Annotated in this window: 21 protein-coding genes and 2 pseudogenes; 9 read left to right on the top strand and 14 right to left on the bottom strand. The window is 69.6% G+C overall.

Annotated features, from left to right (window positions below):
* The coding region (locus ABZU74_RS29085) for a DUF418 domain-containing protein (RefSeq protein WP_355430348.1) at positions 1-1047 on the bottom strand (1047 nt) is incomplete at its 3' end.
* 203 nt (positions 1048-1250) lie between these two features.
* Between ABZU74_RS29085 and ABZU74_RS29080 the strand changes: the two genes are divergently transcribed.
* Both ABZU74_RS29080 and ABZU74_RS29075 read left to right on the top strand, forming a co-directional pair.
* Positions 1251-1745, top strand: coding sequence for a GNAT family N-acetyltransferase (locus ABZU74_RS29080; protein ID WP_355430345.1), 495 nt, complete (start codon positions 1251-1253; stop codon positions 1743-1745).
* Positions 1746-1905: 160 nt separating this feature from the next.
* Positions 1906-2859: an NAD(P)-dependent alcohol dehydrogenase gene (locus tag ABZU74_RS29075; protein WP_355430343.1), complete on the top strand. Its 954-nt coding sequence runs from the start codon at positions 1906-1908 to the stop codon at positions 2857-2859.
* Positions 2860-2873: 14 nt separating this feature from the next.
* Here the strand turns inward: ABZU74_RS29075 and ABZU74_RS29070 are convergent, their stop codons facing one another.
* The 5 genes from ABZU74_RS29070 to ABZU74_RS29050 form a co-directional block, all read right to left on the bottom strand.
* Positions 2874-3485: a GNAT family N-acetyltransferase gene (locus ABZU74_RS29070; protein ID WP_355430340.1), complete on the bottom strand. Its 612-nt coding sequence runs from the start codon at positions 3483-3485 to the stop codon at positions 2874-2876.
* A 178-nt stretch (positions 3486-3663) separates the two neighbouring features.
* Complete coding sequence (locus ABZU74_RS29065; RefSeq protein WP_355430337.1) at positions 3664-6132, bottom strand: FtsX-like permease family protein; 2469 nt, start codon at positions 6130-6132, stop codon at positions 3664-3666.
* Positions 6129-6890, bottom strand: coding sequence for an ABC transporter ATP-binding protein (locus tag ABZU74_RS29060; RefSeq protein ID WP_355430351.1), 762 nt, complete (start codon positions 6888-6890; stop codon positions 6129-6131). The genes ABZU74_RS29065 and ABZU74_RS29060 overlap by 4 nt, the downstream gene beginning before the upstream one ends.
* Before the next feature lie 111 nt (positions 6891-7001).
* A complete protein-coding gene (locus ABZU74_RS29055) occupies positions 7002-7658 on the bottom strand; it encodes a response regulator transcription factor (RefSeq protein WP_355430334.1) in 657 nt (218 codons plus the stop codon).
* Complete coding sequence (locus ABZU74_RS29050) at positions 7646-8872, bottom strand: sensor domain-containing protein (protein WP_355430332.1); 1227 nt, start codon at positions 8870-8872, stop codon at positions 7646-7648. Before ABZU74_RS29050 ends, ABZU74_RS29055 begins: the two co-directional genes overlap by 13 nt.
* 168 nt (positions 8873-9040) lie before the next feature.
* On the opposite strand from ABZU74_RS29050, the gene ABZU74_RS29045 reads away from it, so the two are divergent.
* Positions 9041-9271, top strand: a complete 231-nt coding sequence (locus tag ABZU74_RS29045; protein WP_355430329.1) for a hypothetical protein — start codon at positions 9041-9043, stop codon at positions 9269-9271.
* Between the two features lie 307 nt (positions 9272-9578).
* Here the strand turns inward: ABZU74_RS29045 and ABZU74_RS29040 are convergent.
* A pseudogene (locus tag ABZU74_RS29040) lies at positions 9579-9776 on the bottom strand (hypothetical protein); the annotation flags it as partial.
* 328 nt (positions 9777-10104) lie between these two features.
* Between ABZU74_RS29040 and ABZU74_RS29035 the strand changes: the two are divergent.
* Together ABZU74_RS29035 and ABZU74_RS29030 are read left to right on the top strand one after the other, a co-directional pair.
* Positions 10105-10878 (top strand): annotated as a pseudogene (locus ABZU74_RS29035) (AfsR/SARP family transcriptional regulator); the annotation flags it as partial.
* A 103-nt stretch (positions 10879-10981) separates the two neighbouring features.
* Complete coding sequence (locus ABZU74_RS29030) at positions 10982-11383, top strand: nitroreductase family deazaflavin-dependent oxidoreductase (protein ID WP_355430326.1); 402 nt, start codon at positions 10982-10984, stop codon at positions 11381-11383.
* Positions 11384-11472: 89 nt separating this feature from the next.
* Here the strand turns inward: ABZU74_RS29030 and ABZU74_RS29025 are convergent, their stop codons facing one another.
* Positions 11473-12300 (bottom strand): SAM-dependent methyltransferase, encoded by an 828-nt coding sequence (locus ABZU74_RS29025; RefSeq protein ID WP_355430324.1) that lies wholly within the window; start codon positions 12298-12300, stop codon positions 11473-11475.
* A 242-nt stretch (positions 12301-12542) separates the two neighbouring features.
* On the opposite strand from ABZU74_RS29025, the gene ABZU74_RS29020 reads away from it, so the two are divergent.
* From ABZU74_RS29020 to ABZU74_RS29010, 3 genes are all read left to right on the top strand, one after another.
* On the top strand, positions 12543-13715 hold the full coding sequence (locus ABZU74_RS29020) for a cellulose binding domain-containing protein (protein WP_355430321.1): 1173 nt from the start codon (positions 12543-12545) through the stop codon (positions 13713-13715).
* 9 nt (positions 13716-13724) lie between these two features.
* Positions 13725-14864: a glycosyl hydrolase 53 family protein gene (locus tag ABZU74_RS29015; protein ID WP_355430318.1), complete on the top strand. Its 1140-nt coding sequence runs from the start codon at positions 13725-13727 to the stop codon at positions 14862-14864.
* 157 nt (positions 14865-15021) lie between these two features.
* On the top strand, positions 15022-15555 hold the full coding sequence (locus tag ABZU74_RS29010) for a hypothetical protein (protein ID WP_355430316.1): 534 nt from the start codon (positions 15022-15024) through the stop codon (positions 15553-15555).
* 63 nt (positions 15556-15618) lie between these two features.
* Here the strand turns inward: ABZU74_RS29010 and ABZU74_RS29005 are convergent, their stop codons facing one another.
* The 4 genes from ABZU74_RS29005 to ABZU74_RS28990 all read right to left on the bottom strand — a co-directional run bounded on the left by ABZU74_RS29005 (position 15619) and on the right by ABZU74_RS28990 (position 18751).
* Positions 15619-16011 carry a hypothetical protein gene (locus tag ABZU74_RS29005; RefSeq protein WP_355430313.1) on the bottom strand — a complete coding sequence of 131 codons (393 nt, stop codon included), beginning with the start codon at positions 16009-16011 and terminating at the stop codon, positions 15619-15621.
* Between the two features lie 128 nt (positions 16012-16139).
* The gene (locus ABZU74_RS29000) at positions 16140-16730 is read right to left on the bottom strand and encodes a hypothetical protein (protein ID WP_355430310.1); all 591 of its coding nucleotides are present in this window, start codon (positions 16728-16730) and stop codon (positions 16140-16142) included.
* A 66-nt stretch (positions 16731-16796) separates the two neighbouring features.
* Positions 16797-18092, bottom strand: coding sequence for a GAF domain-containing protein (locus ABZU74_RS28995; RefSeq protein ID WP_355430308.1), 1296 nt, complete (start codon positions 18090-18092; stop codon positions 16797-16799).
* A 215-nt stretch (positions 18093-18307) separates the two neighbouring features.
* Entirely contained in the window at positions 18308-18751 is a 444-nt protein-coding gene (locus tag ABZU74_RS28990; RefSeq protein ID WP_355430305.1) for a MerR family transcriptional regulator, read from the bottom strand.
* A gap of 56 nt (positions 18752-18807) precedes the next feature.
* Between ABZU74_RS28990 and ABZU74_RS28985 the strand changes: the two genes are divergently transcribed.
* On the top strand, positions 18808-19719 hold the full coding sequence (locus tag ABZU74_RS28985) for an oxidoreductase (protein WP_355430302.1): 912 nt from the start codon (positions 18808-18810) through the stop codon (positions 19717-19719).
* Between the two features lie 22 nt (positions 19720-19741).
* Here ABZU74_RS28985 and ABZU74_RS28980 read toward each other — a convergent pair whose 3' ends face one another.
* Positions 19742-20245: an O-acetyl-ADP-ribose deacetylase gene (locus ABZU74_RS28980; RefSeq protein WP_355430299.1), complete on the bottom strand. Its 504-nt coding sequence runs from the start codon at positions 20243-20245 to the stop codon at positions 19742-19744.
* A 55-nt stretch (positions 20246-20300) separates the two neighbouring features.
* Positions 20301-21164 carry a TIGR03620 family F420-dependent LLM class oxidoreductase gene (locus tag ABZU74_RS28975; protein ID WP_355430296.1) on the bottom strand — a complete coding sequence of 288 codons (864 nt, stop codon included), beginning with the start codon at positions 21162-21164 and terminating at the stop codon, positions 20301-20303.
* Positions 21165-21182: the final 18 nt, after the last annotated feature.

Below are 21182 nucleotides of genomic sequence, written 5' to 3'. Positions count from 1 at the left end.
TGCGACGGTGCCGGCGAGGCCCAGTCCGACGCCGGTGAAGACCAGCACACAGAGCAGCGATTGACCCAGGTAGTTCGACAGGGACATCCGTCCGGCCGGCGCGAGTACGGCGACTACCCGCCGTCCCCGGCTGGTCTGGAAGAAGCGGAGAAGGGTGGCGGCGTACGCGGCGGCGAGCAGCGGCGCGGTGAGTACGCCCACCGTCAGGCCGGTCAGGTTGGCGGTACCCCCGCCCGAGGCGAAGATCACCGCACCGGCCAGGCCGATCGGATAGCCCAGTTGCTGCACCCGACGCAGGAGCTGCCGGTTTCCGACGACGTCGGTGAGCAGCCGGCGCCGCCCGGCCGCGTGACCGAAGAGGAAGGCCGAGAGGGCGAGCGGCCCCTGCACGAGGAGCGTGCCGACCATCGCCGGCAGCTGGCGTACGTGCTCGGCGATCACCGACCCGATCCCACCCTGTAGTGCCTCGGTGGATCGCTGCCCCGCTGCCAGTGCCGTCGCCGGATCGGTGACCAGCTGGGTCCCGCCGACGGCGGCGAGCGCGAGGACGAAACCGATCCCGCCGGTCAGCAGTACGGCGACGCGCAGCGCGGTCCCGACGCGGACTCCCCGCATGGCGAGCAGGATCAAGCCGAGCAACGCGTACGTGGTCAGGATGTCGCCCTGGAACAGCAGCACTGCGTGCAGGATGCCGAGCACGAAGAGCCCAGCCAGCCGTCGCCGGAACCGGGGGGAGAAGTCGACGCCGCGCCGCGCGGCGGAATCGAGTTGGAGCGTGAAGCTGTAGCCGAACAGGAAGGAGAAGAGCAGGTACGCCTTCATCGTGAAGAGCAGTTCGACCAGCCACAGGACCGCCTGGTCGCCCCACGAGTCGTGCGTGGGATCCGGAACCAGATGGAAGGAATAGCCGGAGGCGAAGAAGGCGATGTTGACAATCAGGATGAGGAGCAGCGCCACGGCGCGCAATGCGTCGACGGCGGCGATCCGGGAGAACGGCCCGGGCGACCCTTCTTTCACGACTGGCGGGTCTTTGATGGAGAACTTCACGCGGCTACCCCCGTATCGAACAGTAAATCGAATTCGATGGCTCCCTCCGACCCTACGAAGCGGCAAATCCAGGTGACAGCCGGTGAGCGGGAACGTCGCCGGTGGGGTAGGCCCTACCCCCGCCCCATCAGTGCCGGATGCTACGAAGGGACGTGCCTGACATGACCAGATCCCTTGATGCCACGTCCCTGGAAACTCCACGGTTGCTGTTGCGCCGCTGGCGAAGCAACGATCTGGACGGCTTCGCCGCGGTCAACGCAGAGCCCGAGGTAATGCGCTACATCCATGACGGCCGCACCCTGGACCGGGCCGCGACCGCAGAGCGCCTGGCCATCTATCAGCGGCACTGGGACGAGCACGGCTTCGGCCTGTACGCGGTGGAGATCAAAGAAACCGGAGAACTGGCCGGCTTCACCGGGCTGGCGGTGCCGACCTTCCTGCCCGAGATCTTGCCGGCCGTGGAGATCGGCTGGCGGCTCGGCCGCGCGCACTGGGGCCGGGGTCTGGCCACCGAGGCGGCCCAGTCCGTGGTCGCCCACGCTCGTGCCGAACTCGGACTGCGGCGGCTGGTCAGCATCCACGTTGTCGGCAACGAGGCGTCGGCGCGGGTAATGGTCAAGCTGGGCATGACGCTGGAACGCGAGGCCGTGCAGCCGGACACCGGCCGCCAGGTCCGGGTCTACGCGATGGATCTGTAAGCGGCACAAGGTCAATTCCGAGCCCTTTTCTCGACCGCCGGCAGCCTCCTCGTTGACCAGCCGCTTGTCCCGCCGTGCTAACCAGGAGGCGTAGGCTTCTTGCCCTGAGCGCATCGGGTACCGCGGCTGGCCTACCGTCCCCAAGGGTTGGTGGTACCAGGTGAGAGCAGTCGTGTACGACCGGTACGGGTCCCCGGATGAGTTGCGGATCGAGGATCTCCCCAAGCCTTCCCCCGCCGCCGGAGAGGTGCTCGTCAAGATTGCGGCGACCTCGGTGAATTTGAGCGACTGGGAGACTCTGCAAGGTTCGCCTCTGTATTCGCGCATCGGTGGGCTGCGCTCCCCGGCACGCCGGACCCTCGGCTCGGACATCGCCGGATGGGTCGACGCGGTGGGCTCGGCCGTCACTCGGTTCCGACCTGGTGACGAGGTGTATGGCGACAACCTCATGCTCAAGGGTGGTTTCGCCGAGTACGCGATCGCGCCCGAATCGGTCCTGGCCCACAAGCCCGCCGCCCTGACCTTCGCCGAGGCGTCGACGATCCCACAGGCGGGCGCGATCGCACAGCAGGGCACTGCGGGCGCCGTAGCCGGCAGCCGGGTCCTGATCAACGGCGCCGGCGGGGGATCCGGCGCGTTCGCGATCCAGCTGGCCAAACGACTCGGCGCCCAGGTGAGCGGCGTCGACAACGCGGGCAAGCTCGACTTCATGCGGTCCGTCGGCGCGGACGAGGTGATCGACTACCGCAGCCAGGACTTCACCCGCAGCGGCCCGTACGATCTCATCCTCGATCTGGTCGCGCACCGATCGGTGTTCGCCTACCGCCGGGCACTGGCCCCGGGTGGCCGCTACCGGTGCGTCGGCGGATCGGTCCCGGCGGTGCTGCGCGTCCTGACGGTCGGCGCGCTGGCCGGCCGGCTCACCAACCGCCGGCTGGGCGTGCTCGCCGTTCGGGAAGGGCCGACCCACTTCGAACCGGTGGCCGATCTCTGCGTGGCGGGTGACCTCGTCATCCACATCGACCGGGCCTTCACCCTCGACGAGACGCCCGAGGCGTTGGCCTACGTGGGCACGGGACGCGCCCTTGGAAAGGTCGTCGTGAGCGTCAACTGACAGGAGTCCCGCATTCACCAAGCGACACGACACGCCTCCCACATCGCGCGGGTCATCTCGTACTCGACCTCCATTCCCGACAGCGGGTCATCACCGAGCGGTCGGTAGGTGCGCACGTACCGCATGCCGATGGCTTCCATCACGCCGCGCGAGCCGGTGTTCACGGCCATGGTCTGCGCGATCACCCGGCTCTGCCCGACGGTGTCGAAGGCGTGCCGCAGCAGGGCGCGGGACGCCTCGCTGGCCAAGCCTTTCCGCCAGTACCGACGCACAAGGCGGTAACCCAGGTCTGTGACTGTCGGGTCGTCAGGTTGGTCGGGGCCGTGCGCCGGCGGAAGCATCATGAGCCCGATGAACTCGCCCTCGTCCTCACGTGCCAGCGGCGTCGAGCCGCGCGCGCCGCCATCGGAGCCGAACGCCATCCAGTAGCCCAAGCCGTCCACCTTGCCTGCCAAGGCCATCCTCTGCCCGTGGGCTGCGACCACCTCGTCCCTGGATCGCGCCCGGCCGCCGTTGATGTAGCGGAGCACCTCCGGATCGGAGTCAAGCTGGAGTTCCAGATCGAGGTGCCGGTCGGCAAGTGGGACCAGCAGCAGACGGGTGGTGTTTAAGGTCGGTTGGGGCATGAGGCAGATCACACGATCGTGCCAGTAACGAGATCCGATTTTCCGTAGGTCACACGCACTGATCTGCCGCGCCTCGAATCCACTGACAAAAATTCTGAGACACCAGGGTGACAGTGACAGTGCCGTCTCAGCGATGTCTGCGGAGGCGGCACTGTCACCGACATTTGAGCCGCGACGCCTACTCCTTCACACCGATGTTGTCGATCGGAGGGGCGTTGAGCAGCCGTCGGACGGGCCACACAGTGGTTGCCAACGCCAGCAGCGTCGTGCCGCCGAGCACCGCCACCCAACCGAGCGGCGGGACGTACGGGATCGGGCTGCCGGTCAGTCCGTTGACGATCGCGCTCAGGGTCAGCGCCGCGATCGTCGCGCCGATCAGCACCGCGGCGCCGAGCAGCCCGGCCTGTTCGGCCTGGACCATCGCGCGAATCTGGCGGCGGGTGACCCCGACCAGTTGTAGCAACGCCAACTCGCGGCGGCGGGCCAGCGCGGCCATCACCATCGTGGTGGCCGCCGCCAGCGCCGCGTACCCCACCATCACGCCGATCAGCAGCCGGTTCAGCCAGGCGCCGAGAGCCAGGTCGGTGCTGATCAGGCGGGTACGGGTGGCGGCGTCGAGAACCTCGGTGCCCGGTTGCCCAGCCGACCACGTGGCCAACGCGGTGTCGGCCTCCGGGCCGGCGCTGACCAGGACCTCGTCGGTGGTATTCCCGGCCGTGTGCCCGGCGACCGTCTCGGCAGCCAGTGTGACGTCGCCGAAGCCGAGGCCACGGCCGTAGATCGCGATGACGTCCAACGTGACCGGGGTGCCGTCGCCCAGCCAGAGTTCCGCCTGATCGCCGACCTCCCAGCCGGACGACGACGCCTGCATCGCAGACACGGCGACTGTGCCCGCGCGCAGGTCGGCCAGGTTGCCCTCACGCACGGCAAGGTCCATTGTCGACGTGATGCCCGCCGGGTCGACCGACTGCGCGCCGACCGGCTCGATGCCGCCCAGCGCCCGCACTACCACCTGGGTACGGCGCACACCGGTGGCCGCCTGCACCCCGGTCAACTCGCGGATCTCCCGCGCTGCGTCCGCCGGCAGCCCACCCGGAGCGACAACGACCCGCTCGGCGAGGGTTCCCGCGCTGCTCTGCGTGGTGGTCTGTCGTTCCAGGTTGGTCTGCAGGAACCAGACCGAGCCACCGAACCCCACGGACAGCACGAGGGCGGTCAGGACTGTCGCCATGCCCTGCGCGTTGGCCCGCAGGTTGGCCGCGGCCAGGTAGCCGCTGATTCGCCACACCCGCGGCAACAACGGTGTGAGCAGGCGTGCCGCGTACGCGTTGATCTTCGGTGCGAGCAGCGCCACGGCGATGACGAACAGGTACAGCATGCCGATCGCGCCGGCCAGTGCCCCGGTCGACCCGGCGGCACCGAGCGTGAACGCCCCGGAGGTGCCGGCCGCCGCCAGCGTCAGCACGCCGGCGATCAGCCGCACCCGGCCGCTACGTCGAGGCTCGACAGCGATCTCGCCGAGCGCCTCGATCGGCTTGATCCCGGTGACCCGGCGCGCGGCGACCAACGCGGCGAGCACCGCCACGAGGACCGCCGTACCGACCGCGGCCGGCACCGCGAACAGGCCATCGGCCCTCGGGAAGCTGGCCGGCACGAATCCCCGCTCGACCAGCTCGCCGTGCACCCAGCGGGCCGCCAGCAGGCCGGCCGGGCCGCCGATCGCAGAGCCGACCAGGGCGAGCAGAGCGGCCTCGGCGATCAGCATGCGGCGCACCTGCCCCGGCGTGGCCGCGACCGCGCGCAGCAACGCCAGGTCACGTCGACGGTGCCGGACGGACAGCCCGATGGTGCCGGCCACCACGGAGATGATCAGCAGGACGACGTACACCCCGAAAGCCGATCCGGCCTCGATCAGCAATGTCTGGGCGGCCTGGTTCTCCGACTGCTCGACCTTCCCACGGTCTTTCCCGACGTACGTCGTGGCGCCGGCCGCCGACGCGATCTCGCGCACCGCGCCGAGGTCGGCGCCGGGCACCATCCGGACGCCGATCGCATCCACCCGGCCCGGGTGGGCGGACAGCCGGGCGGCCTGCGCGTCGGTGAAGAACACCGCCGCCGAACCGGTGTCGGCGGTTCCACTCACCCGGTATGACCGACTGACCCCGCCCACGACCAGGTCGATGCGGTCGCCGGGTGCCACGCCGAGCCGGGTGTCGAGCAGCACCTCGTCGTCGGCCTGTGGCGCGGCACCCGCGGCGATCCGACGACCGGTGAAGGCGTACGTGTCCCAGCCGTGGCCCACGGCGGCGGGTGAGCCGATCAGCACCGCGTCGTCGCCCGCGACGGCCGCGACGCCCGGCACCTGGCGGATCCGGTCCACCACTGCCGCGTCCACGGTGCCGCCCTCGGGCAGCGCGACGGTGCTCGTGGTGGTCTCGCCGAATTCCTTGAACGTGTGGCTGACCGTGCGGTTGGCGACGACCACGTCGGCCGCCGCCCAGAGCCGTGGCTCCGCGCGGAAACGCAGCCCGGACTCGACGAGGGTGCCCATCGCCACCAGGATCAGCACACCGGCGACCAGGGCCAGCAGGGTAGCGGCGGCGGGGCCGGCGCGGTGCCGCAGCAGGCGGGCGGCGAGCCCGATCATCGGAGGACCCGCCGATCCAGCGACGCCAGGTGCTCGGCGATACCGGCGGCTCCGAGCTGCGTAAGGTCGGCGACGATCGCACCGTCGGCCAACACGAGCACGCGGTCCGCGTACGACGCGGCGATCGGGTCGTGGGTCACCATCACCACTGTCAGCCCGTGCTCGTCCACGACCGCGCGGAGCAGCGTCAGCACCTCCGCAGCGCTGCGGGAGTCGAGAGCGCCGGTCGGCTCATCGCAAAAGATCACCTCGGGGCGGGTGGCCAGCGCGCGGGCGATCGCCACCCGCTGCTGCTGGCCGCCGGAGAGCGCAGCCGGCCGGTGGTGCAGTCGGTCGGTGAGGCCGACCCGCTCGACCACCTGGGTCAGCCAGGCCCGGTCCGGACGGACGCCGGCCAGGCGCAGGGGCAGCAGGATGTTCTCCTCGACGGTGAGCGCGCCGATCAGGTTGAACGCCTGGAAGACGAACCCGATCCGGGTACGACGCAGCTCGGTCAGGCGGGTCTCGGACAGCCCGGACAGGTCGGTGCCTCCGATGACCACCCGACCGGAGGTGGGCCGGTCGAGCCCGGCCGCGGTTTGCAGCAGCGTGCTCTTGCCGGAGCCCGAGGGCCCCATCACCGCGGTGAAGGTGCCCCGGTCGAAGCCGACGTCGATGCCGGCAAGCGCGGTCACCTGGTTACGGCCGGCGTCGTACACGCGGGTGAGGTGGTCGACGCGTACCGCCGCTTCGATTGTCTGTCCCGGATAGTCCGGCATTCTGGTGGCCTCTCTCCGTGTCATCGGCAAGAACTGCGCGCACCAGAAACGCTATTGACGTGGGAGAACGGCAACCATCCCGCGGGCTGCCAGGTCCGGGTACAGCAGGCGCTACCGCCGATCGCCGTCCAGGTAGCGCAGCACGGCGGTGACCCGGCGGTCGGCACTGTCGTCCGGTGGCAGCTGAAGCTTCGAGAAGATGCTGCGGATGTGCTTGTGCACCGCGCCGTCGGTGACGAACAGCCGCTCGGCGATCGCGCTGTTGCCGAGCCCTTCGGCCATCAGCCCCAGCACCTCACGCTCACGCGGCGACAGCTCGCTCAGCGCCGTGTCCGTCCGGCGGTTGCGGGCGAGCAACTGCGCCACCACCTCCGGGTCGATCACGCTGCCGCCGCCCGCGACGCGGTGCAGCGCGGCGAGGAACTCCTCGACCCGGCCCACCCGCTCCTTCAGCAGATAACCGAGCCCGACGGCGCCCACCGAGAACAGGTCGGTGGCGAACGCCTGCTCCACATACGCCGACAGGACCAGCACCGCGAGGCCGGGGCGGCGCCGCCGGGCCTCCACCGCGGCCACGATGCCTTCGTCGGTGTGGGTCGGGGGCATCCGTACGTCGACGATCGCGACGTCCGGCGCATGGTGGTCGACGGCGATCAGGAACTCGCCCGGAGTGCCGGCCGTGGCGACCACGTCCAGATCCTCCGCCCTCAGCAGCAGCGCCAACCCCTCACGCAGCAGCGGGTCGTCCTCCGCGATCACGATCCGCATGGCAGCTCCACGTCCATTCTCGTCGGCCCTCCCGGTGGGCTCGTCAGCGTCATCCGGCCGTCGTACGCCTCGACCCGCCGGCGGATACCGGTGAGCCCTGAGCCACGTGCCTCATCCGCGTCGCCGTGCCCGTCGTCCTCGACGCTCACCAGCAGCCGACCGCGTTCGCGGCGCACGGCCACGTCCACCTGACTCGCACCGCTGTGCCGGACGACGTTGGTCAGCGCCTCGGCCACCACGAAGTAGGCGGTGGCCTCGACCGAGGCCGCGCACCGCACGGCCACGTCCACCTCCAGTCGGCAGGGCACCGCGCAGCTGCCGGCCAGGCCCGCCAGCGCGCCGGCGAGGCCCCGGTCGTCCAGCACCGGCGGCAGGATCCCGCGCACCACCGTACGCAGCTCGCCGAGTGCCTGTTCCGCGGCGTCCTGCGCCTGCCCGAGGATCTCGTCGGCGCGGTCCGGATTGCGGCGCACGGCCCGCCGCGCGGCGCCCAGCAACACGTTGACCGCCACCAACCGGTTCTGCGTGCCGTCGTGCAGCGACCGCTCGATCCGGCGCAGTTCGACAGCGTGGGCGTCCAACGCCGCAGCGCGGGTGGCGGTCAGCTCGGCCACCCGCAGCGACAGGTCGACACCCGGCGGCGGAGGCAGCAGCCACCGGCCCGGCCATGCCTGGAGACGGGCCAGGACCGGGCTGAACCAGATCGCGGCCGCCAGCCAGCCCACCCCGAGCAGGCCGACCGCGAGTGCCTCGGACAACCCGTCGATGCGCCACCAGACGATCCCCGGCGCGCCGGCGTCGGCAGGAATCAGCCGGTACCACAGCGGGAAGGTGACGTCCTGCACCGCATAGAGCGGCAGCGCGACGCCGACCAGCCCGGTCACCAGGCCGATGAGCGAGTACAGCCCGACCCAGCCGAGCTCCCGGCGCACGAACGGATCGTGCGCAGCTGTCCGCAGCCCGTCTGGCGCCGGCCCCGGCGTGGGGATCGGGCCGCCCCAGCGGGACAGCCGGGCGCGCTCGCGGTCGGCCACCGACCGCACCGCCCGCAACGCACCGGGCGCCGCCAGCAAGCCCACCCCGCCCAGGCAGGCCACCGCCACGATCGCCGCCCAGAGCAGCGCGCCCAGCGCCAGCGTGGCGGTGCCCAGCCCTCCGACGAGGTGCTCCAGGGCGTCGACCGAGGCGCGAACCCGGCCCCGCACGTACGCCATCCACCCACCTCCCCCGCCAACATAGGCCACCGCAGGCCACGCCCAGCAACGCCCGGCGCGGAAGGTACAGCCTGCTGTACCACTGTCGTCGAGCTGGCGGGATCGTCCCCGCCGCGCCGCGTACCTAGCGTTGACGGCGTCGAGAAACATTCGCCGGAGGAGGCAGTCATGACCGATCCGTACCGCATCACCGAGGCCCCGGTCGCCGCGACGAAGAAGCCGGGCGGCCTGCTACGCCCGCTGCTGTGGCTGGTGCTCTTCGTCAGCGCGGCGGCCAACGTGGTGCTGTCAACCGCGGCGGACAACCAGTGGATCAGCTCCGGGTTCGGGCTGGTGGCGCTGCTCTCGGCGGTCGCGCTGATCGTCCACCACCGCCGTAACCGGGTGCGCGAGTCGTAGGGACCCCAACCTTCGGCGACTGCCACGCCTTGATAAGGCGCGGCTTTCGCGAGGGCAGCCAGTGATGGCCGGGGCGTGGGGAGGGGTTGGGAGAGCTACGTCGACGCCGGCAAGCCGGCCCGGATCGAGCCGCTCAACCCCTATGAGCATGACGCCCACCACGTTGTAACGAGGGAAGATCCGCTTCGCTTCGGTGGTGTAGTGGTAACCACCGGCTTGGCGGCCATCGTTGGGCAGGTGCACCGAGCTGCCACACCCCGGACCGTCTGAGGTTACGGCTCGCTGGTGCCAGAGGGCTCGTGGACGGTCACCGCACACCCGCCAAGAAGCGATCCGTGATCGCCCGTGCCTGCCGGCTGGTCGCCCAGTCCACCTGCCAGCACGGGTACGGCGTGAGCCGTGCCCGCCACGCCCAGCAACCAACACACATGCCGTCCAGCCCTCGGACGTGCACCGCGAGGATCGTCCGCTCCTGGCCGCTGTCCACTCCTCGTCCACCTGCGGCCGGTCCGGTCATGCCGGTCTGGAGCTGTGGTGGCTGCGGCCTGCCCTGGCCCTGCCGGACCCGTAAGCGCGAGCTGCGGGCGGAGTATGCGGATGCCCCGTGTCGCTGACTCTCTACTTCGATTCCTACCTCGATGGTCGGTCGGCAGCATGGTGTCGACGCCCCGACGACGTCTATACAATGCACTTCATATATATCGAGCTGTAACCATGGCTGAGGTGAATCTGCTGCGTATTCAGGTAGCGCTCATCGGCATTTCCCGGTTGGCGGGCGGACCAGCCACAGGTGCGACGGTCCCGACCGTAACTGCTCTCGGTGACCTGGGCGCGTGCCGGTGAGTGGCCATGTGGCTGGTGGTCGGTTGGACGTCTCGATACTGGGTCCCATTCAGCTGTGCCGGGACGGCGTCCTGGTCCCGCTGGGTCCACAGCTCACCATGCTGCTCGCCATCCTGTTGTTGGAGCTCGGCAAGCCGGTGCCGAGTCGGCGACTGGCGACACTGCTCACCGGCGACGACGCGTCGGACGCCGCGCGGGCCACTCTTCGCAGCCATGTCGCCCACCTGCGGCGTGCCCTCGAACCCGGTGAGCGGGGGCGGCGTGGCAACTGGCTCATCGCCACGGTCGGCCGCGGAGCCGCAGCGGGATACCGGCTGGACCTGGACCCGGCGTGCGTCGACGCTGTCCGATTCGAGGAGGCGCTCCGGGAGAGCCGTCGACTGCTGGCGTTCGGCGATGCCGAGCACGCCGACCGGGCCGCCGCGATGCTGCGTTCCGCGCTCGATCAGTGGCACGGCGAGCCCTACGCTGACCTCGCGGACAAACCCTTTGCCTTGGCCGAAGTCGCACGACTTCGAGCAGTTCACCGTGCGGCACTGCTCCTTTACGCGGAGGCGGTCAACGGGTTGGGGCGGCACGCCGAGGCGATGGGCGACCTGACCGGCGCGGTGGCCGCCGACCCGTACGACGAGGGCCTGCGCTGCATGCTCGCTCTCACCCTCTACCGCGACGGCCGCATTGACGAGGCGGCGGAGGTGTGCCGGGACGGCTTGGCGTTGCTGGGCCGCCGGGGCATCGACGCACCGGAGTTACACGACTTACAGCGCGACATCCTGCGGCGGGAGGTGCGACAACCGGCCGGCGGTTCGGCCGGTCGGCCCACGGTGCCCCGGATGCTGCCTCCGGACCTGCCGTTTTTCGTCGGCCGTGCGCAGGAACTTTCCGCTGCGGAGGCCCGACTGGTCGACCGCGACGAGCAGCGGCCAGTTCGCTGGCGCTCCGCTGCTGCTGTTGCACACGGTCGGCGCCAAGAGCGGCCAGCCTCGCGTGAGCCCGATGATGTACCAGAAGGTGGACGGCGGCTATGCCGTGTTCGCGTCCAAGGGCGGTGCGCCCAGCAATCCTGACTGGTACTACAACCTGCTCGCTCACCCGAAGGCCCAAGCGGAGATCGGTACGGACAAGGTCGAGTTGGTCGCCAGAGTCGCCGCCGGGGACGAACGGGAACAGATCTGGAGCGCGCAGAAGGCCGCGTATCCAGGCTTCGCCGACTACGAGCGGAAGACCACCCGCCAGATCCCAGTCGTCGTACTGGAACCCGCGCCGTAGGCAGCGACAGTAAGACTCCAGTTCTGATCTGACGCGTGGATCCGTCGGCGGGAACGCCCCCGCCGACGGACCTCACCAGAAGTCGGCGCCTACGGTTTGCGGGCGAGGAGCCCGACAAAGGTGTGATAGGTGTCGGTCTGCGTCGCAGCCGGGGCGTCCGACTCTGGACGCCACTCGGCCAGCGGCACCAGTCCCGGCTCCAGCACCGTCAGCCCTTCGGCGAACGAGAGGATCTCCTCGTCGGTACGCCAGCGGCCGGTGCCCAGCGACTCGTTGAAGATCCGCTCGACCTCGCGGGCCTTGCGGGAACCCTCGGGGTCTCGCTCGCCCGGGTCGCGGAAGTGCGAGATCGCCACGTAGCTGCCGGAGGGGAGTGCGTCGATCAACGCGGCGGCCACCGCCTTCGGGTCCTCGTCGTCACCGAGGTGGTGCAGGATCGCGAAGAGCAGCAACCCGACCGGCCGGTCGAAGTCGAGGAACCGACGTACGTCCGGGTGGTTGAGGATCGCCTCCGGCTCCCGGATGTCCGCCTGGATCACCGTCGCGGTGCCTTCCGCGGCGAGCAGGGCCCGCCCGTGCGTCAGGACGATCGGGTCATTGTCCACATAGACCACCTGAGCCTTCGAGTTCTGCTCGGTGGCGACCTCGTGCACGTTGCCCTGGGTGGGCAGCCCCGAGCCGATGTCGAGGAACTGGTCGATGCCCGCCTCGCTGACGAGGAAGCGAATCACCCGACGCAGAAAGGCGCGATTCGCCTGACCGGCGGCCGGCCCGTCCGGCGTGATCCGCAGGGCGTGTTCGGCGACCTTCCGGTCGGCCTCGAAGTTGTCCTTCCCGCCCAGGAAGAAGTCATAGACCCGGGCCACGCTGGGAATGGTGGGGTCGATGCCGGCGGGTGCCGCCTTGTCGCGGGTCATAGGCGTCTCCATTCGATCGGGGTTGGCGCGGGCAGAGGTCTGCGGGTGCCGGCGTTGCGGCGAGTGTAGCGATCGGAGGGATTGAATTTTGCCCCACTGGTATCGCTCCCAGCCGAGCCAGAGCGTGCCGGGTGCTGACGCAGGAAAAGAGGCGCGGCGACCATCGGGCGCGCGTCGGGCCATCGCCGACCGAGGTGTGAGACATGTTGGCGATCATCGATATGTTGCGCCATGGTCGACGTATGGCAGGCGTCCTCTGGTCCTCGCTGTTCTGCCGTGTGCGGCCGGTTCTGCTGGCCGCCACCGTGCTGTCGACGGTGGTGCTCGGAACCGCCCTGGGCGCCGCACCGGTGGCCGACGCCGCCACCGCTACGCCCGCTGCCTATCCGGGAGTCGCCCTGGCGCCCGGTGGGGCCGCGGTGTCCGCCGCGGAGCCGGCCGGAGCCGCGCCGGTGGCGCCGGCCAGCACGCCGAGCACCGCGCCCGTCCCGCCGAGCCCGCCCACGAACCTGACCGCCAGCGAGGTCCGGACCGGGTCGATCACCCTCACCTGGACGGCCGCTACGTCCAGCTGCTGCGCCATCGCCGGCTACGACATCACGTACTACCAGGAGTTTGGCGATGTCATATTCAGCGCCACCGCCGGCGCGGTCACCACCACCACGATCACCACCCACGTGGGACCGGGCATGCAGTTCTCGTTCCGAATGATCGCCCGGGACAGCCTCGGGCAACGCTCGAACTGGTCGGACATGCTCACCGTGGTCACACCGGTGACGGACACCGGCCCGGACACCACCCCGCCGAGCGCGCCGCAGAGCCTGACCGTCGGCGAGGTGACCGCCTCGACGGCCACGTTGTCCTGGTCACCGTCGACGGACAACGTCGGCGTGCTCGCGTATGACGTCTACCGGTTCGACGGCTGGTTCACCTCCAGGCTGGTCGCCACCCTGCCGGGTACGACGTACACGACGTCGCTACCTGCGTCGACGCCGCTGCGCAACCTGTACTACGTGCGGGCCCGGGACGCGGTGGGCAACGTGTCGATCGCGTCCAACACTGTCGAGTTGCCCACGACGTCCACACCGCCTCCCTCCACCTGCCGGGTGACCTACCGCAACCAGTCCGAGTGGCCGGGCGGTTTCGTGGCCACAGCGACGGTCCACAACGCCGGGACGGCGCCGGTCGACGGCTGGACCGTGACCTTCAGCTTCCCCGGCGACCAGCAGGTCACCTCGGGGTGGAACGCCACGATCGGCCAGACCGGTGCCACCGTGACCGCCCGTAACGTCGACTGGAACCGTGTCCTGGCGCCAGATGGCTCGGTGACCTTCGGCGTCCAGGGCCGGTGGAGCGCCAGCGACGTGCCGCCGACCGGCTTCTCGCTGAACGGCACTCCCTGCACGGTGGGCTGAAGGAGTCTCGTGAACACACTGTCTGGCACACCCCACCGCGGCACCAGGGCCTTGCTCGGGGCCGTCACGGCCGGCCTCCTCGCCGTCACCACCACGCTCGCCGGCGCGCCCACACCCGTCTCCGCCGCCAACACGCTCAGTATGCGTGGCGCCGACGTCTCGTCGTTGCAGCGCAGCCTGGACCTGGGGGCCAGGTACTACGACGCCAGCGGGGTGGCCCGCGACCCACTGGACATCCTGAAGTCCGTCGGCGTCAACTACGTCCGACTGCGCGTCTGGAACAACCCGATCAGCGGCTACAACAACAAGAGCGCGGTGTTGGCCCAGGCGAGGGCGGCCAGGGCGAAGGGCCTCAAGGTGCTCGTCGACTTCCACTACTCCGACACCTGGGCCGACCCCGGCAAGCAGTACAAGCCGGCCGCCTGGGCCGGACACAGCCTGAGTCAACTGCGTACCGACGTCTACACCTTCACCTACGACGTCTGCTCCAGCCTGCGAGGGCAGGGAACCCCACCGGACAGTGTGCAGATCGGCAACGAGATCAACGTCGGGATGCTGTGGAACGAGGGCAAGGTCGTCAACAACGACTTCGCCCCGCTGGCCGGGCTGCTGAAGCAGGGCTACAACGCGACGAAGGCATGCGGCAGCGGGATCCCCGTGATGATCCATACCGCAAACGCCGACAGCAACGCCAACGCCCGATGGTTCTACGACGGCATCCGCGCCCAGGGTGTGCAGTGGGACATCACCGCCCAGTCGTACTACTGCATGTGGCACGGCAGCCTGGCGAACCTCTACAACAACATCGTCGACCTACGCGGTCGCTACGGCAAGCCGGTGGTGATCGTGGAGACCGCGTACCCCTTCACCCGGAACAACGCGGACAGCGAGCCGAACGCCATCGGCGACGCGACCTGTGACGGCATCAGCGCGACCTGGTCCGGGCAGGTTCAGGAGTTCGACTGGGTGCAGAACACGGCCCGCAACGCGGGCGCCATCGGTGTCTTCTACTGGGAACCGACCTGGTACGCCGTCCGCGGCAACGGCTGGGACCCGGCCAACATCAACGGCACCGGAAACCAGTGGGACAACATGGCCGTCTTCGACTGGTCCGGACGGGTGAACCCGGGCGTGCGCTGGACACCCTGACCGCTGCTGGGTGCGTACGGCAGCTGAGTGCAGCAACGGTCTGACGTCCAGGCCAGGAGAGTCCGCAGTGCTGTTACTTTGCCGACCGTGATCGTTCAGCAGACGTGGATCGACCGCATCCTCGAGGTGACCTGATGGTGCCACGATCCTGAGGGTGATGCCGGCTGGGAGCAGGTGGAAGCCGAACTGGGGGTCGTCCTGCCGTCGGACTTCAAAGAGCTGTGCCGGCGGTTCGCGCCCGGGGGCGTTCTACGCGTACCTGGACCTTCTGCGGCCGACCGACGACCACGCACAGGCGCTGCTTCGGACGTGGGGCTCGTATCGGCAGTGGGCAGCCGGGCATGAGTCCGCGCACCTGTGGGCCCCCTACGAGTTGTACGAGCCCGACAAGGGGCTGGGGCTGATCCAGTGGGGCAGCGATCAGACCGAGGGGGAGTGCTACTGGCTGGCCGACCGCTCAGTGGAGCCCGATCGGTGGCCTGTGGTCGCGCGGTGGGACGGCATCGAGCCGTGGCGCCAGCTCGACATGTCGACGGCGGAGTTCGTCTACCGGGTGATCGCGGATCCGGCGTTCAAGCCCTTCACCGTGGCCGACCCACCGCGGCGGCCCTTCTATCTGCCGCACTGGGGGCCGTTCCCGATGAGCGCCGAGGACTGGAACGCTCTCACCGACCCGAATCGCGGAAGCTGAACCACGAAGTACCGGCGCTACCTCACGCACGACGCCAGCCCACGACCAGGTGATGGGGGAGGGTCAGCATGTACGCGGCTGCCAACTCACCTTTGTCACGAACATCGGCACATAGAAGTTCCCGCCGCCGGGGCGAACGCACTCCACGCCGGTGAGGGGCGTACCGAGATAGTTGTACGACCAGGTGATCTCGGCGTTCCGGGAGGTGCGGTTGTAGAAGTTGAAGGCCGGGACGTTGCCGGACCACTCGCTGCTGGTCACCAGAGACGGTGTCGCGGTAGGACCCTCCGGCGGGTGATCCCAGTTGGGCCAGATGCAGAACGTGCCCTGTGGGCAGTTTCCGGGTGGCCAGACTTCGTTTGATGCTTGCGAGGTTGCCGCCGAGACGGTGGGGGCGGTGGCCAGCACGCCGGCGACGGACGCGGCGAGGGCGAGGGCGAGGGACTTCAACAGCACGGTTCACCTCTTTCAATCGACATCCATGGATGGATGCCGAAAGGCTACCGGTGGAAATTTGAAGGGTCAAGCAATGAGGGGTCGGCCTGCAGGATCATCGGATCATTCGTCGGCACCGGCTACCTCGATCACGCCGACGCGATCCACGGATGCCCTGGGATCAGGGCGTTCTCCAGCTTCCGTGGGTCGACGCTCCATTGACCGGCGAGCGTGAGCACGGTCTCCTCGTCCGGCCACTGTGAAGTCTCGTCATCGTCGTCCCACGGATCGTCCTCGTCGCAGGCGGCACCAACCCCGAGCGCGTGCTCTTCCATCGTGCGTTGGCCCACATCGAACAACACCTCACCGCGCTCGCCGAGGTAGGCGAACGCCCGCTCCACAACGCCGTCCCTGGCGCGTCCCCACCCGTGGTATTCGACGACGCGATGAGTTCCGAAGTACTGCACCTCACCGAGTAGGCGGCTCAGTGTCGCCAGCCAAGCACCGAATCGGTCGTCGTCGGGTGCGGGGACATCTCTCGAAGCGGCGAGCGTCCACTGGTCAAGCGGCGGCGTGAGAAGCCAGTTGCCGTGGTCGTCATGCGCAGCGGTGACCGCATCACGCCAGTTGGCGGGAACGGGACGGCCGAGGTTCAGTGCGGCAGCGACGGTGTCGACGCTCCGGTCACGAACGGCGAGCCACTGAAGCTTGTAGCCGAAGCCAATCGCCGCGTCCGTCATCCCGCCACCGTACGTGGCCCTCGGAGCGCTCCGCCCCACCCACTCCTGCGGCGTTCTCGCGAGCGGTCAACGGTTGAGGTAGGCGGTCAGGCCACCAAGCTCCTCGCTGGCGATGAACACCGACCGTACGTTGAGGATGGCCTCCTCGACGTGGGCGGGGCAGCCCCACGCCGCGTCACCCCACGAATCGGCGATCTTGATCTCGGCCTGAGCGGTGCACCCGGCGGCGCCGCCGAGCTGGCAGTGCTCGGGGTGCGGCGCGGCGGCCTGCGCGGCCGCGGCGGCACGCATCTGGGCGGCGAGTGCCGCGGCTGCGGCGGCGCGCCGCTCGGCCTCGGCGCGCAGCTCCCGCTCCACGCGCAGCACCCTGGCCAGCTCGTCATTGGCTGACTTGGCGCGTGCCTCGGCGGCGAGTTTCGCCTGCTCGATGTGGTGACGTTCGATGGCCAGCGCTGCGGTGCCGGCGAAGAGCCGGGTGAGGGCGAGGTCGCTGTCCTGCGGGACGCGCGGGGTGCGGTGATACATCGCAAACGTGCCCAACAGGCTGCCGTCGCGGGCCAGGATCGGCGTGGACCAGCAGGCCGCGAGGCCGGCCTGGTCGGCCAGGTCTCGGAAGTCGTCCCAGAACGGATCGGTGGCGATGTCGGTGACGATGACTGGTTCCCGCCGGTGGGCGGCGGTGCCGCACGAGCCGACCCCTTCGCCGGTCGCGATGCCGTCGATGGCCTGGTTGTAGAAGTCGGGCAGGCTCGGCGCGGCGCCGTGGCGCAGGTGCTGGGCGTCGGGATCGGCGAGCAGGACGGAGACGAGCACCTCCTGCGGCGCGAGGTTCTCGATGCAGCGGGCCATCCCGTCGAGCACCTCGCTCAGGGGTGCCTGGCGGGCGATCTGCTCCAGCAGCGCACGGTGTTCCGCCATCAGCCGTTGGGCGTGTTTGACCTGCGTGGTCTCCACGCCCAGCACGCGAATGCCGGTCACGTTGCCGCCGGCGTCCCGACGCGGCTCGTAGGTGAAGTCGAAGAACGCCTCCCGCGCCTGCGGGCCGCTGCCCAGCACGACCCGGACATCCCGGCCGGTGTACGGCTCACCCGTGCGGAAGACCTGGTCCAGGAGAGTGATGAATCCCTGACCGGCCAGCTCAGGCATCAGTTCCGCGAGCGCGACCCCGACACGGGCCCGTTCTTCGCCGATCGTGGCGAAGAACGCCGGGTTGGCCGTCTCCACCAGGTGCGCTGGCCCCGCGAGCGACGCGAAGACGGCGATGGACTGCCCGAACAACGCCCGCAGGTCCTCCTCCGCCGCTTGCTCGGCAGCCGCCGGACCCGCAGCAGCAGTAGACCGTTGGCCTGGTACTGCGGTCATGGTGTGGTCTCGCCTCTCGTCTGCGGATACGGGGAACGCCGATGGTGCAACCCGGCGGTGAGGGTGGCCGTGGTGCGGAAGGGCTCGGCTGAGGCCACCGCCGGTGCAGCCTACCCACGTACCCATCGTTCAGGTCCTACCCACCAACCACGGACCGCAACCCGTCGCCGGAGCAGCCAGGAGAGCCAGCGAACCCGTCCGGCCGGCCGTTTTCGTCAGCCCAGCTGACGTGTGTGCTTCGTCGGGGAAGGCGGCGGTTGCTGTTGCCAGGGGTCACCGGACGCGCCGGTGGCGAGGTGTTGTTCGTAACTGGCCACCTTGCCGTCGATGAGCTCGAGGCAGTCGTGCAACCGCATGAGCTGCTCGGTGATGGAGCGCCGGTGTTCGCGGAGCAACGTGAGCCGCTCGGCCTCGTTGCCGCTGCCCTCACGAACGAGTTGGGCCAGGCGGCTGATCGTGGTGAGCGGCATCCCGGAGGCCCGGAACTTCACGCAGTTCGCCAGCCACTCGACGTCCCAGGCGCTGTAGACGCGCCTGCCGGACCCGTCGCGCCGCACCTCGCTGGCCAACAAACCCGCACGCTCGTAGAGCCGCAGTGTGTGCACACTCAAGCCGGTGTGCTGCGCCACCTGCCCGATGCTCAGGCCGCCGTCCGCCATGGCGTCGACAGTAGCCCGTTGACCTAGACCTCGGTCTAGCACCTAGCGTCCGCGGCATGACCCACACGACATTCGGTGCCCACAGTACGGCCGGAGACGTCCTCGCCGGGATCGACCTCACTGGCAAGACTGCCCTCGTCACGGGTGGCTACTCCGGCCTCGGTCTCGCCACGACCCGCGCGCTCACCCAGGCCGGGGCCCGGGTCGTCGTCCCGGCACTTCGGCCGGACGCGGCGCGGCAGGCACTCGCCGACGTAGCCAGGGTCGAGGTCGACCAGCTCGATCTCGCCGACCTCGCCTCCGTCCACGCGTTCGCCGACCGCTTTCTCCGCAGCCATCCCGCCCTCGACATCCTGATCGCGAGCGCCGGCATCATGGCCTGCCCGGAGACCCGGGTCGGCCCCGGCTGGGAGGCGCACTTCGCGATCAACCACCTCGGCCACTATGCGCTGGCGAATCTGCTGTGGCCCGCGCTCACCGCCGCCGGCACTGCTCGTGTCGTCTCGGTGGCCTCCGGGCGCAACCCGGCCTGGCGTATCCGGTGGGACGACGTGCAGTTCGAGCGCGGGTACGACAAGTGGGAGGCGTACACGCAGTCCAAGCTGGCGAACGTCCTGTTCGCCCGCCACCTCGACCTGCTCGGCAGAACACACCGCGTCCGGGCCTTCTCGGTCAACCCCGGCTGGATCCTCACTCCGCTGCAACGGCACCTCGCGGCCGAGGAGATGGTCGCCGCCGGCTGGATCGACGCGGACGGCACTCCTGCGCCGGGCCTGTTCAAGACCGTCGAGCAAGGCGCGGCGACCCAGGTCTGGGCCGCCACGTCACCCCACCTCGACGCGAACGGCGGCGACTACTGCGTGGACTGCCGCATTACCGACGGCAACCCCACGGACAGCAGCGAGGCAGCCCGCCTCTGGGCGGTGTCGGCCGACCTGACCGGCTTCGATCTCATCGGGCGAACCTGAGCGGTGTCGCGGCCCACCAACCTCAACCCTGAAGCGCCGCAGTCAGCAGTTCGCACGTGGCGTCGTCGAAGGCGACCAGGCGAACACGCTCAACCCTTGTCGGCGCCGCTCTGATGGTCGAGATTGCGATCTTCGCTGCCTGGTCGGCGGGAAAACCGTATACGCCAGTGGCGATGGCGGGAAAGGCGACGCTGCGAGCGCCAATCTCATCGGCGACCTCAAGGCTGCGCCGATAGCACGACGCCAGGACGTCAGCCTCTCCGTAGCCGCCGCCTTCCCAGACCGGGCCAACTGTGTGAATGACATGACGTATCGGTGGGTCCAGGTCGAAAGCTGGTGTGGCGACCGCGTCGCCGGGCTCACACGGCGCCAGCGCTGCCCCCGCCTCGGCCAGGCGCGGCCCCGCCGCACGGTGGATCGCCCCGTCGACGCCGCCGCCACCCAACAGCGACTCGTTCGCGGCGGTCACGACGGCGTCGACGTCCTCGCTGGTGATGTCACCACGAACAACTTCGACCACAGGCATGGCTCGATCATGCCACCAGCCGGTCATGCCCACCGTCGTCTCGGCCGCCCGAAGGTCAGATCAGGGCTGCGGCGAGGGCGCGGAACGCGTCGGCGGGGAACGTCGTGGCGTCGCCGCCGTTGAGCACCTGGATCGCCACCTCGTCCGCCCCGGCCTGGTAGTGCTTCTCCAGCCCGGCCGTCACCTGCTCGACGGTGCCCCAGGGGATCAGGGCGTCGATGAGGCGGTCGCTGCCGCCGTCGGCGAAGTCCTCGTCGGTCCAGCCGAATCGCCGCAGGTTGTTGGTGTAGTTCGGCAGTGCGAGGTACCCGCTCGCGTACTGACGGGCGGTGGCGCGTGCGGTGGTGGCGTCTGCGTCGAGGACCACAGCGACCTCGGGGGCGAGCAGCCGGTCGGGCCCGATTGCCGTCCGGGCCTCGGCGGTGTGTTCGGCCGGGACGAAGTACGGGTGGGCCCCGGCGGAACGGTCGCGGGAGAGTTCGAGCATCCGCGGGCCGAGCGCGGCCAGGATGCGCCGCTCGGGCGAAACCCCGGCCGCGTCGAGGCCGTCGAGGTAATTCACCATTCTTGAGTACGGCTTGCGATAGTCGGTGCCGCTGCCCTCCACCAGGACCGCGTGGCTGGCGCCGAGACCGAGCAGGAACCGGCCGGGATGCGCCCGCTCCGCGTCCTGGACGAACGCCGCCGCCTCGGGAGGCGACGAGTGCCAGATGCTCAGGATTCCCGACGCGACCCCGATGCGCGTGGTGCCGTCCAGGATCTCCCGGAAGCGCGGGGCGACGTTCTCGCCGAAACCACCGGAGAACCAGATTCGTGAATAGCCGAGGCCCTCCAACTCGGTCGCGGCGTCGATGGCCGCGCCCTGACTTTCGCTGGCGAGGAAGAACGGTTGCCATACGCTGACGAGTCGTTGTGCCATACCAGAACCCTACGGCCT

This window comes from Micromonospora sp. NPDC005171 (assembly GCF_040608575.1).
Classification (GTDB): Bacteria; Actinomycetota; Actinomycetes; order Mycobacteriales; family Micromonosporaceae; genus Micromonospora.
The sequence above is the reverse complement of the archived record's forward strand: the minus strand, read 5'-3'. Positions and strand labels throughout refer to the sequence as shown.

Coding starts and splice junctions, on each gene's coding strand:
- ABZU74_RS29070 (WP_355430340.1), bottom strand. CDS start 3,485: ATGCCCCAACCGACCTTAAACACCACCCGTCTGCTGCTGGTCCCACTT.
- ABZU74_RS29065 (WP_355430337.1), bottom strand. CDS start 6,132: ATGATCGGGCTCGCCGCCCGCCTGCTGCGGCACCGCGCCGGCCCCGCC.
- ABZU74_RS29060 (WP_355430351.1), bottom strand. CDS start 6,890: ATGCCGGACTATCCGGGACAGACAATCGAAGCGGCGGTACGCGTCGAC.
- ABZU74_RS29055 (WP_355430334.1), bottom strand. CDS start 7,658: ATGCGGATCGTGATCGCGGAGGACGACCCGCTGCTGCGTGAGGGGTTG.
- ABZU74_RS29050 (WP_355430332.1), bottom strand. CDS start 8,872: ATGGCGTACGTGCGGGGCCGGGTTCGCGCCTCGGTCGACGCCCTGGAG.
- ABZU74_RS29045 (WP_355430329.1), top strand. CDS start 9,041: ATGACCGATCCGTACCGCATCACCGAGGCCCCGGTCGCCGCGACGAAG.
- ABZU74_RS29025 (WP_355430324.1), bottom strand. CDS start 12,300: ATGACCCGCGACAAGGCGGCACCCGCCGGCATCGACCCCACCATTCCC.
- ABZU74_RS29020 (WP_355430321.1), top strand. CDS start 12,543: ATGGCAGGCGTCCTCTGGTCCTCGCTGTTCTGCCGTGTGCGGCCGGTT.
- ABZU74_RS29010 (WP_355430316.1), top strand. CDS start 15,022: ATGCCGGCTGGGAGCAGGTGGAAGCCGAACTGGGGGTCGTCCTGCCGT.
- ABZU74_RS29000 (WP_355430310.1), bottom strand. CDS start 16,730: ATGACGGACGCGGCGATTGGCTTCGGCTACAAGCTTCAGTGGCTCGCC.
- ABZU74_RS28995 (WP_355430308.1), bottom strand. CDS start 18,092: ATGACCGCAGTACCAGGCCAACGGTCTACTGCTGCTGCGGGTCCGGCG.
- ABZU74_RS28990 (WP_355430305.1), bottom strand. CDS start 18,751: ATGGCGGACGGCGGCCTGAGCATCGGGCAGGTGGCGCAGCACACCGGC.
- ABZU74_RS28985 (WP_355430302.1), top strand. CDS start 18,808: ATGACCCACACGACATTCGGTGCCCACAGTACGGCCGGAGACGTCCTC.
- ABZU74_RS28980 (WP_355430299.1), bottom strand. CDS start 20,245: ATGCCTGTGGTCGAAGTTGTTCGTGGTGACATCACCAGCGAGGACGTC.
- ABZU74_RS28975 (WP_355430296.1), bottom strand. CDS start 21,164: ATGGCACAACGACTCGTCAGCGTATGGCAACCGTTCTTCCTCGCCAGC.